Source organism: Acidovorax sp. NO-1 (assembly GCF_000238595.1).
In the GTDB taxonomy this organism is placed as follows: Bacteria; Pseudomonadota; Gammaproteobacteria; order Burkholderiales; family Burkholderiaceae_C; genus Acidovorax.
Genome location: NZ_AGTS01000098.1, coordinates 1 through 8,883 on the forward strand (window position 1 = coordinate 1; position 8,883 = coordinate 8,883).

Sequence of the window (8,883 nt, forward strand, 5' to 3'; positions counted from 1 at the left end):
GCAGCACTCGGCCCGTCACAGATCTGCGCCTTCAGCAACGCCGCGTTTTCTGCAGCGTCGCATCGGTAGCGAAGCCCTCGACTATAGCAGTGTTTTGGGGGCTTTGAAAAGAATGCGACACGAAATCCATCCGTTTACAGGGCAGGCGTCGCCATCGCGGACTCAAGCGCATCTACAAACAAGGCGGCGACGTCGCACCCCGTCTGGTCAAAGATCTCCTGGAAGCAGGTGGGACTGGTGACGTTGATCTCGGTAACGCAATCACCAATCACATCGACGCCTGCCAGCAGCAGCCCCCGCGCATGAAGCACCGGGCCCAGCGCATTCCCGATTTCCCAGTCCCGCGCCGACAGCGGCCTGGCGACGCCCTTGCCCCCGGCTGCCAGGTTGCCCCGTACCTCGCTGCCCTGTGGAATGCGTGCAAGGCAAAACGACACCGGCTTGCCACCAATGATGAGGATGCGCTTGTCGCCCTCGACAATCTCCGGCAGGAACTTCTGCACCATGACGCTCTGTACCCCATGGCGGTTCAGGGTTTCGGTAATGCTTCCCAGATTCAGCCCATCCGGCCCCACGCGGAAGATCCCCATGCCCCCCATTCCATCGAGCGGCTTGAGGATGATGTCCTGGTGCTCAGCATGAAAACGCTGGATGTCTGCCGCATCCCGCGTCACGAGCGTGGGCCCGATCAGATCGGGAAACTCCATGATCGCCAGCTTCTCCGGGTGGTCGCGCAGCGCGCGCGGCTTGTTGAACACGCGGGCGCCGTCACGCTCTGCCTGCTCAAGCAGGTGCGTTGCATAGAAATACTCGCTGTCGAAGGGCGGATCCTTGCGCATGAGCACGGCGTCAAAGCTGGCCAGCGGCGCACTGCGTTCGGGCAGCGCGGTGTACCACTGAACCGGCTCGCCCGTCAGGCGGATGTCGCACACGCGGGCCGTCACCCGGCCGCCACGCTGCCAGCTGATGTGCTGCGGCTCGCACACCGCCAGCGTGTGGCCCCGCCGCTGGGCCTCCCGCATCATGGCGAACGTGGTGTCCTTGTAGATCTTGAAGCTTTGCAGGGGGTCGGCAATAAAAAGCAGTTTCATGGTGGCAGGTCAGAGTCACTGTCTGGCAGATAAATAGAACGGCCTGAGACCCACGCGGGGCCGGTCCTCAGGCTCGCGAACGCCTGTACTGTTGCACAAATAGCGCGAAGCTGCCGGCGACCACTCCCCAGAAGGCCGATCCGACGCCCGCAATCACCACGCCGCTCAGGGTCACCAGAAAGGTGATGAGTGCCGCCTCGCGGTGCGGCTCCTCACGCAGGGCTGCGGCCAGTCCATTGCCTATCGTTCCCAGCAGGGCCAAGCCTGCGATGGCCACCACGAGCTCCTTGGGAAAGGCCGTCAGCAACCCTGTGATCACAGCGCCAAAAAGTCCGATCGCTATATAGAGGGCTCCGCAGGACACCGCGGCGGTGTAGCGACGGTCAGGGTCCTCATGCGCCTCGGGGCCCATGCACATGGCAGCCGTGATGGCGCTGAAGTTCAGCGCAAAGGCCCCGAACGGTGCCAGCACCAGCGTGGCGAGCCCCGTCAACGTGATCAGGCGGGAGACCGGAAGGTCATAGCCCGATGCGCGGATCACCGCAACGCCCGGCAGGTTCTGCGAGGCCATGGTGACGACAAACAGGGGAATGGCCAGACTGATGGCGGCGGCCAGGCTGAATTGCGGCGCCGTGAATACCGGCATGGCCAGTTCCAGTTGCACGGCGGACCAGGCCATCTGCCCTCTCACGGCCACCAGCGCAACCGCCGCCGCCAGTGTGATGACAACCGCATAGCGGGCCGCCAACTTGCGGGAGACCAGATACACCACCAACATGGTCAGCACCAGGGGCAAGGCTGTCTGGGCGGCAGCAAACGCCTGCAGACCAAAGCGCGCCAGCACACCCGCCAGAAGCGCCGCCGCGATCTCCATGGGAATGCGGTTCATGACTCGCTCGAACCAGCGCGTCACGCCCACCAGGGTGATGAGCGCTGCGCTGACCATGAAGGCCCCCACCGCCTCACCCATGCTGAAGCCACCGGCCAGGCCCGCAGTGGCCAGCACGGCCGCTCCGGGTGTAGACCATGCCACCATGACCGGCTTGCGCAAGATGAGTGAGGGCACCAGGGAGCACAGGCCCATCCCCAGCCCCAGCGCCCACATCCACGATGTGACCTGCGCCGGGGTGGCGCCAAACGCCTGCGCGGCCTGGAACACAATGGCGACAGAACTCGTGAAGCCCACCAGTACCGCGACGAAGCCTGCGGTGAACGCCGACAGGCTCAGGTCTTTGAAGAATTGCATGGGCGCGATTCTGTCATTCCAGCCCGCCGCCGAAGTTCTTGACGTGCCGGCGTTCTGCAAGAGTATTGCTATTATTTTAATAGCATGTGGCGCAACAGGGACAAGCGCCAGGGGCCAAAAAGACCCGAAACTCTGTTCAAAGCTCTATCTTCGATCCAAGTTCCACCACCGCATTGTTGGGCAGGTGCAGAAAGTCTGCCGCTCCGCTGGCGTTGTGGTGCATCTGGGCGAACAGCTTCTCGCGCCAGGGCGCCATGCCGCCGCCCATGGTGGGGATGACGGTATCGCGCGAAAGGAAGTAGCTGGTGGTCATGACCTCCAGCTCGCAACCCCGCCCGCGCAGCAGCTCCAGTGCGCGGGGCACGTCGGGGTCGTTCTTGAAGCCGTAGTGGATCGCCACCTGCCAGCAATCGTGGCCCAGCGGTTCGACCTGCAGGCGTTTGTCCAGGCCGATCCACGGGGTTTCATGGTTGTGCACCGTCACAAACAGGTTTTGCTGGTGCAGCACCTTGTTGTGCTTGAGGTTGTGCAGGAGCGCATTGGGCACCGCGCCCGCCTCGGCCGTGAGGAACACCGCCGTGCCCTCCACCCGGGTGGGCGGGCTGATGAACACGGATTCCAGAAAGTCCTTGAGGTCGATGGCATCGGCACGCAGCTTGTTGTTGAGCAGCCTGCGCCCTTCCTTCCAGGTCATCATGAAGGCGAACATGACCCCGCCGATCATGAGCGGGAACCAGCCCCCCTGGAACAGCTTGAGCAGGTTGGACGCGAAGAACGCCAGATCCACCACAAAGAAGCACCCCGTGGCGGCCAGGCACAGCGCCAGCGGGTAGCCCCAGCCGTAGCGGATCACAAAGAACGTGAGCGTGGTGGTGATCAGCATATCCAGCGTCACGGCAATGCCGTAGGCCGCAGCCAGGTTGCTCGACGAGCGGAACATCACCACCGCCAGCACGATGGCCACAAACAGCCCCCAGTTCACCAGCGGCATGTAGATCTGCCCGGTGTCGCGCACGCTGGTGTGCTGGATGTTCAGCCGGGGCAGGTAACCCAGCTGAATCACCTGCTTGGTGACGCTGAAGGCGCCGGTGATGAGCGCTTGCGACGCGATCACCGTGGCCATGGTGGCCAGCACCACCAGCGGGATCAGCGCCCAGTCTGGCGACATCATGTAAAACGGGTTTTTCACGGCCTCTGGCTCGGCCAGCAGCAGTGCGCCCTGGCCAAAGTAGTTGAGCGTGAGCGCCGGCATCGCCACGCCAAACCAGGCCAGGCGGATGGGGCGCTTGCCGAAATGCCCCAGGTCTGCATAGAGCGCTTCGGCACCCGTCACGCACAGCACCACCGCACCAAGGATGATGAAACTGGTGCCCGGGTTGGCCCACATGAAGCCCAGCGCGTGGTGGGGGCTCAGGGCCCAGAGTATTTCGGGGTGGCCAACGATGTGCGAGATGCCCAGCAACGCGATGCTGACGTACCACACCAGCGTGATGGGGCCGAAGAATCTGCCGATGCCGCCCGTGCCGCGCTTTTGCACGGCAAACAGGCAAAACAGCACGACCAGCGTGATCGGGATCACATACTGCTTGAAGTTCGGTGCCACCACCTCCAGGCCTTCCACCGCCGATAGCACCGAGATGGCCGGGGTGATGACGCCATCACCATAGAACAGCGAGGTGCCAAAAATACCCACCGCGAGCAGTACGCCACGCAGCCTGGGCTTGTCCTTGACGGCCTGCGAGGCCAGCGCCAGCATGGCAACGAGACCGCCCTCACCGTGGTTGTCCGCCCGCAGCACCAGCACCACGTACTTGAGCGAAACAATGACCGTGAGGGTCCAGAAAAAGATCGACAGGATGCCGTAAATGTTGTCCGGGGTGAAAGGCACATGCCCCGAACCAAAGACCTCCTTGACGGCATACAGCACGCTGGTGCCGATATCGCCATACACAACACCGATGGCGCCCAGCGTGAGCGCTGCGAGCGAGGATTTGGAGCTTTGCACTGACGGCACCCGGCATCCAGAGGCTGCCGGGGTCTGTTACTTTTGGGAACGCTATTGTGCGCCTGCCCCCGCCTGTAAATGCGGGAGAGCAGTCTATGTTGCAATGCAGCAACTGGCCTTGGCAGCGCGGGTCAGACGTGGCAGGCCCGGTACCCGCAGGCCGGCGCCATACCTCTGGGCGACGTCCTCAGTCGTACACCTCGGCGTCGGGGTTGGTGGCCTCCAGCTCATAGCTGGCCGCCAGCATGGCCAGCCGTCCCACCACGCCGTACATGTAAAAGCGGTTGGGCGCGCTCACGCCCGGGCGCACGCCGGGCTGGGGCATGTGTGTGCTGTGCTCGAACGCCAGCGGCACAAAGCTCGCGCCCGGAGCGTTCAGGTTCTCGTCCACGCCGCGCTCTGCGTGCATGCGGTAGAAGCCACCCACCACGTAGCGGTCCATCATGTAGACCACGGGCTCGGCCACGGCCTCGTGCACGCGCTCCTGCGTCAGCACGCCTTCCTGGATGATGAGGTCGTTGACCGGCTGGCCGTCCTTGATGACGGCCATCTTGTTCTTGGTCTTGCGGTTGACGGCGTCCAGCTCCTTGGCATCGCGCACCGTCATGATGCCCATGCCGTAGGTGCCGTTGTTGGCCTTGACAATGACAAACGGCTTTTCGTTGATGCCGTATTCCTTGTACTTGCGACGCACCTTGGTCAGCAGGGCATCCACCGTGGTCTGCAGCTTGTCCATGCCTTTGTCTTCGGCAAAGTCCACGCCGTCGCACTGGCTGTACATGGGGTTGATGAGCCAGGGGTCGATGCCCAGCATCTTGCCAAAACGCTTTGCCACCTCTTCGTAGTTCTTGAAGTGGGTGCTCTTGCGGCGCACGCTCCAGCCCGCGTGCAGCGGGGGCAGCAGATACTGCTCGTGGATGTCTTCCAGGATGCCGGGGGCGCCGGCCGAGAGATCGTTGTTGAGCAGGATGGTGCAGGGATCGAAATCCTTGAGCCCCAGGCGGCGCTTGGTGCGCACCACGGGCTCCAGCGTCACGGTGTCACCGTTGGGCAGCTCGATCAGCGTGGGTTTCTTGATGTCGGGGCTGATGGAGCCCACGCGCACGTTGAGCCCGGCCATGTTGAAGATGCGCTGCAGCTGCACCACGTTGGCCAGGTAGAAGGTGTTGCGCGTGTGGTTCTCGGGAATGAGCAGCAGATTGCGCGCCTCGGGGCAGATCTTCTCGATGGCGGCCATGGCGGCCTGCACCGCCAGGGGCAGCATTTCCTTCGTCAGGTTGTTCCAGCCACCGGGGAAGAGGTTGGTGTCCACCGGCGCCAGCTTGAAGCCCGCGTTGCGGATATCGACCGAGGTGTAGAACGGCGGCGTGTGCTCCATCCACTCCAGGCGGAACCAGCGTTCGATGGCGGGCATCGAGTCGAGAATGCGCTGTTCAAGCTCGTTGATCGGCCCGGTCAGGGCGGTGATGAGATGCGGAACCATGGATAGCCCTCGGGAAGCGATTGCGACGAATTGTAGAGAGATGGGGTGACGCGCCGGTTTCGCAAGGCAGCCCGTTCGCGCGCTGCCTCAGCGGCGCCAGAACGCGGGGGTGAGCAAGGCCATGAAACTCAGGATCTCCAGGCGCCCCAGCAGCATGGCCAGCGTGCACACCCAGATCTGGAAATCGGTGAGCACGGCAAAGTTCGACGCCGGGCCCACGCTGCCCAGGCCCGGCCCCGCGCAGTTGACGCTGGCGAGCACGGCAGAGAACGCGGTCACCGGGTCCAGGTCGGTGAGCAGCAGCACCATGCTGAGCCCGAAGATCGTGGCGCCATACACCAGCATGAAGGCCAGAACCGAGAAGATCACCCGGTTGTCCACCACGGCGCCGCCCAGCACCACTGGCTGCACTGCCCGGGGGTGCACCAGGCGGTTCATCTCGCGGCGCGCCTGCTTGACCAGAATGAGCATGCGCACCATCTTGATGCCGCAGCCCGTGGAGCCCGCGCTGGTGGCCACGCCCGACAGCAGCAGCATGAATACCGGAGCAAACACAGGCCAGGCCAGATAGTCCACCGTGGCGTATCCGGTGGTGGAGGCGAGCGACACCAGGTTGAACATGCCGTGGCGCAGCGCATCGAGCGGCGCATAAACCCCCTTTATCCACAACAGGCCCGCCACCAGCAGGCCGCCGCCCACCAGAGTGAGCAAGGTGGCGCGCAACTCCGGGTCATGCCAGAAGCCGTGCCAGTTCCCCTTGCGAATGGCCACGAAGTACAGCGCAAAGTTGCAACTGGCCACCAGCATGAAAACGATGCAGATCGCCTCCAGCAGGGGCGACTGGAAGTGCCCGAAGCTCTGGTCATAGGGCGACAGCCCGCCCAAGCTTACGGTAGAAAACATGTGCATCATGGCATCCAGCGGCGCCATGCCGCCTGCCCAGTAGGCCACTCCGCACAGCGTGGAAAACAGCGCATACACGCCCCACAGCCCCTTGGCCGTGCCGGTCATGCGGGGCGTGAGCTTGGTGTCCTTGAGCGGCCCGGCGGCCTCGGCCTTGAACAGCTGGCTGCCGCCCACCCCGAGCAACGGCAACACGGCCACGGCCAGAATCAGGATGCCCATGCCGCCCATCCACTGCAGGAAGGTGCGCCACACATTCAGCGACACGGGCAGCGTGTCGAGGTGCGACATCACCGTGGATCCTGTGGTGGTCAGCCCCGACACCGCCTCGAAATACGCATACGTGAAAGACAGGGGGCGCCCGATGGCATGGCCTGCCAGCATCAGCGGCAGGGTGGCGCACAGGGGCAGCATCAGCCACACCAGCGATACCAGCATCACCCCATGGCGCGGCTGCAGTTCCTGGCGGAACAGCCGCAGCCGCCACCACAGCGACGCACCCAGCGCCAGCGTTGCCGCCATGGCCTGCGGGTACACATGCCAGATACCGTCCTGGTTCCACAGCGACACCGCCAGCGGCAGCCCCATGGACAGCGAAAAGATCATCAGCAGGATGCCCAGCACGCGCAGAACGGGAAACATGTCCACCATGGTTGTCGTGCGGGTTCTGCGTCAGAAAAAGGTGGCGCTCACACGGAAGAGCTTTTCCACTTCGCGCACCAGCCGCTTGTGCGGCAGGAAGAACACCACGTGGTCGTTGCTCTCCAGCACCGTGCCGCTGCGCGGAATGATCACCTGCGGCTCGCGCAGATCGTCGGCCGACACCTCGGGCGACTCGGGCAGGCCGCGCACGATCAGGCCGATGTGCACGTCGCGCGGCAGGGACAGCTCGCTCACCTTGCGGCCCACCACGCGCGAGGTCTTGCGATCGCCGCGCACCACGATCTCCAGCGCCTCGGCCACGCCCCTGCGCAGGCTGTGCACGGCCTGCACGTCGCCCTGGCGCACATAGGCCAGCAGCTCGCCCAACATGGCCTGCGCGGGCGACAGGGCAATGTCGATCTGCGTGCCGTGCATCAGGTCGGCATAGCTGCGGCGGTTGATGAGTGCCAGCACGCGGCGCGCGCCCATGCGCTTGGCCAGCAGACAGGACATGATGTTGTCCTCGTCATCGTCGGTGAGTGCCAGAAAGAGGTCGACCTCGTCAATACTCTCGTCACCGAGCAAGTTCTCGTCTGTGGTGTCGCCTTGCAGCACAAGCACGTCAGACGGCAGGCGCGAGGCCAGCTCGATGCAACGGGCGCTGTCGTCCTCGATGATCTTCAAGAGATAGCGCCCCGGCTCCTTGCCCAGCTCCAGCGCCAGGTGCAGGCCCACACGCCCCCCCCGGCGATCATGATGCGGCGCACCGGCCGCACCGCCGTGGCGCCGCGCCGGTGCAGCGATGCCAGCACGTGCGCAATGTGCTCGCGCGCGGCGAGCACAAACACCTCGTCCCCCGGCTCGATCCGCGTTTCGCCGGCGCAGGCCACGAAGCGGTCGGGCTCGTCCGGGAAGCGGCGGTAAATGGCCACCAGGCGCACCGCCACATCAGGGGTGCTGTTGCGCATCTCGGCCACGGTGTGGCCCACCATGGGCGCGCCGGCCCGGGCGCGCACCGACACCAGGCAGGCGCGGCCACCGGCAAACTCGCGCACCTGCATGGCCTCGGGGTATTCGATCAGCTTGCCGATGTAGCTGGTGAGGGACTGCTCGGGGCAGATGATGCGGTCCACCGCAAAGCCCTCCGCCGCCACCAAGCGCTCCTCGTTCTGAAAGCCGGTGGAGCGCACCCGCGCGATGCGCTTGGGGATGTTGAACATCAACTGCGCCACCTTGCAGCACACCAGGTTCGTCTCGTCCTGGGCTGCGCAGGCGATCAGCAGGTCGGTGTCCTGCGCACCGGCCTCGGCCAGCACGGCGGGCTCGATGCCATTGCCCACCACCCCGCGCAAGTCGTAGCGCGACTCCAGGTCGCGCAGGCGGGCGGCGTCGGTGTCGATGACGGTGATGTCGTTGCGTTCCGACACCAGGCTGTCCGCCACACTCTGGCCCACGCGGCCTGCGCCGAGGATGATGATTTTCATAAGGCGGATTCAAGTACGAAGTGCAACGC

At 64.4% G+C, this 8,883-nt stretch carries 5 protein-coding genes and 1 pseudogene; all 6 read right to left on the reverse strand.

The genetic code is table 11. The features are described 5' to 3' along the window. Positions 1-134: 134 nt before the first annotated feature. The 6 genes and pseudogenes from gshB to trkA all read right to left on the reverse strand — a co-directional run bounded on the left by gshB (position 135) and on the right by trkA (position 8,854). Positions 135-1,091, reverse strand: a complete 957-nt coding sequence (gene gshB, locus KYG_RS15650; protein ID WP_008905902.1) for a glutathione synthase — start codon at positions 1,089-1,091, stop codon at positions 135-137. Positions 1,092-1,158: 67 nt separating this feature from the next. After that, complete coding sequence (locus KYG_RS15655) at positions 1,159-2,337, reverse strand: benzoate/H(+) symporter BenE family transporter (RefSeq protein WP_008905903.1); 1,179 nt, start codon at positions 2,335-2,337, stop codon at positions 1,159-1,161. Positions 2,338-2,473: 136 nt separating this feature from the next. Beyond that, positions 2,474-4,342 (reverse strand): potassium transporter Kup, encoded by a 1,869-nt coding sequence (locus tag KYG_RS15660; protein ID WP_008905904.1) that lies wholly within the window; start codon positions 4,340-4,342, stop codon positions 2,474-2,476. A 187-nt stretch (positions 4,343-4,529) separates the two neighbouring features. Then, positions 4,530-5,825, reverse strand: a complete 1,296-nt coding sequence (gshA, locus tag KYG_RS15665) for a glutamate--cysteine ligase (protein ID WP_008905905.1) — start codon at positions 5,823-5,825, stop codon at positions 4,530-4,532. Positions 5,826-5,912: 87 nt separating this feature from the next. Continuing rightward, positions 5,913-7,379 (reverse strand): TrkH family potassium uptake protein, encoded by a 1,467-nt coding sequence (locus KYG_RS15670; RefSeq protein WP_008905906.1) that lies wholly within the window; start codon positions 7,377-7,379, stop codon positions 5,913-5,915. Positions 7,380-7,400: 21 nt separating this feature from the next. After that, positions 7,401-8,854: pseudogene (gene trkA / locus KYG_RS15675) on the reverse strand (Trk system potassium transporter TrkA). Between the last annotated feature and the right edge of the window lie 29 nt (positions 8,855-8,883).